2 protein-coding genes are annotated in these 1982 nt (G+C 60.0%); one reads left to right on the top strand and one right to left on the bottom strand.

What is annotated here, in order from left to right; genetic code table 11:
• Positions 1–281 (top strand): hypothetical protein (locus AC1RTB_RS26425; protein ID WP_492882233.1); only part of this gene is annotated, 281 nt, incomplete at its 5' end.
• Between the two features lie 312 nt (positions 282–593).
• Here AC1RTB_RS26425 and AC1RTB_RS26430 read toward each other — a convergent pair.
• Positions 594–1693, bottom strand: a protein-coding gene (locus AC1RTB_RS26430; RefSeq protein WP_492882234.1) for an IS3 family transposase whose coding sequence is annotated in 2 segments (ribosomal slippage) — positions 594–1432 and positions 1432–1693 — 1101 coding nt in all. Because the reading frame shifts where the segments join, the coding sequence is not laid out codon by codon here.
• Positions 1694–1982 lie beyond the last annotated feature (289 nt).

The following is a 1982-nucleotide window of genomic DNA, read 5'->3' on the forward strand; positions in this document are numbered from 1 at the left end:
CCTTCCAACTGTCAACGACCTTTTCCAACTTTTGCGAATTTTTTGCGACAAACAACCAACCCAATCCCACACCCCTTAAAGACCCTGCGGAAGCAAAAGTTAAGCAAAACAAAACCCACACAAAACCAGCTGCCGCCACAGCCAATCCAACCCAACCCATTCAATCTCAACGCGAAAACCAAGGCGGCAACCGCGCGCCAAACGCGAAACCACACCAAAACAACAGGAATCGGACGAACAAACGACACGCGGCCACGGCCGAAATCGACCGACAAAAATGATTCAGGACCGATTCACGGCAAGTTCGACTCGGCCTCGCCGGCTGTCGTCGCCTGGCCATTTCGGTCAGATGTTGAGCGAGCTCGGCAAAGCCGTGCGGAGGCGCAGTTGGTTCTGGCTGGACAAATGATCCAATGAACCTGGCGGAATGTTGCTGCTTGCCTGTCTTCTCCGATGCCCAAATGCAAACGGCCCGCCGGTTTTGACCGTGCGGGCCTTCGTCATTTCTGGGTTTTCCGGATGCGGCTTTGGCATTGACCTGAGACCCCAATCTCCGCCGGTTTGAGGGAGAGTCCTTGGTTTCATTTCTGGCCTTATGCGGCCTGTTTTTCCAGCGTGGATTTCATTGCGAACTCGACCGGCGACATGTTGCCGAGGGCCGAATGTGGTCTGTGGTGGTTATAATCCTCCTTCCATGAGGTGATGGCGCTGCGGGCCTCGGACAGCGTCAAGGCCAGCGTGTCGTTGAGACACTCGTCCCGGAAGCGCCCGTTGAAGCTCTCGACGAAGGCGTTTTGCATCGGCTTGCCCGGCGCGATGTAGTGCCATTCGGCGCCGGTCTGCTGGCACCATCGCAGGACCGCCATCGAGGTCAGCTCGGTGCCGTTGTCGGAGACGATCGTGTCGGGCCGGCCGCGCCAGCGGATGATGGCGTCGAGCTCGCGCACGACGCGCAGGCCCGAGAGCGAGGTGTCGGCGATAAGCGCCAGGCACTCCCGCGTATAGTCGTCTACGACGACCAGCACCCGGAAGCGACGGCCGTCAGTAAAAGTGTCGGAGACGAAGTCCAGGCTCCAGCGGGCATTGGCGCAATCCGGAACAAGCATGGGCCTGCGCGTGCCCAGCGCCCGCTTGCGGCCGCCGCGCCGGCGCACCTGCAGTTTCTCCTCCCGATAGAGGCGCCGGAGCTTCTTCTGGTTCATCACGATGCCCTGCCGGTCCTGCATGACGTGGATTCTGCGATAGCCGAACCGCCGGCGCTCTGCTGCCACGGCCTTCATCGCTTCGCGCAACGGTTCATCATCGGGACGGGTGCTAATGTAGCGCACCGTCGAACGGTCAATCCTCAGAGCCTGGCACGCCCGACGCTGGCTCACCCCATGCACCTCGCAGGCATGAGCCACCGCCTTCCGCTTCGCATCGGGCGTCACCATTTTTTTGCGGCGACATCCTTCAAGATCGCGTTGTCGAGCATCTGCTCGGCAAGGAGCTTCTTCAGCCGGGCGTTCTCGTCTTCCAGTGCCTTCAGGCGACGGGCATCGGACACGTCCATGCCGCCGAACTTGGCCTTGAACTTATAGAAGGTGGCGGCCGAGATGCCGTGCTTGCGGCAGACATCCGCCGTCTTCGCACCGGCCTCCTGCTCCTTCAGCATCCCGATGATCTGCTCTTCCGTGAACCGTGATGGTCGCATCGTCCGTCTCCGTGATCGACGGACTCTACCCAAATCTGGAGGAAGTTCAGGGTCTCAGGTCAAGCAAAAAGCCCGCACGAGGCGGGCTTTTGTTTGGTTGCGGGGACAGGATTTGAACCTGTGAGGTTCGGGTTATGGTCCGGAGGACGAGGAGCTACCATCGCCAGGGAAGCTGAGCTTCCCGCCAGCGATAGAGCTCGTGGATTTGAAGAGGTTTGGTTGCGGGGACAGGATTTGAACCTGTGACCTTCAGGTTATGAGCCTGACGAGCTACCGGGCTGCTCCACCC

This window comes from Aminobacter sp. GW821-FHT11F06 (assembly GCF_058808215.1).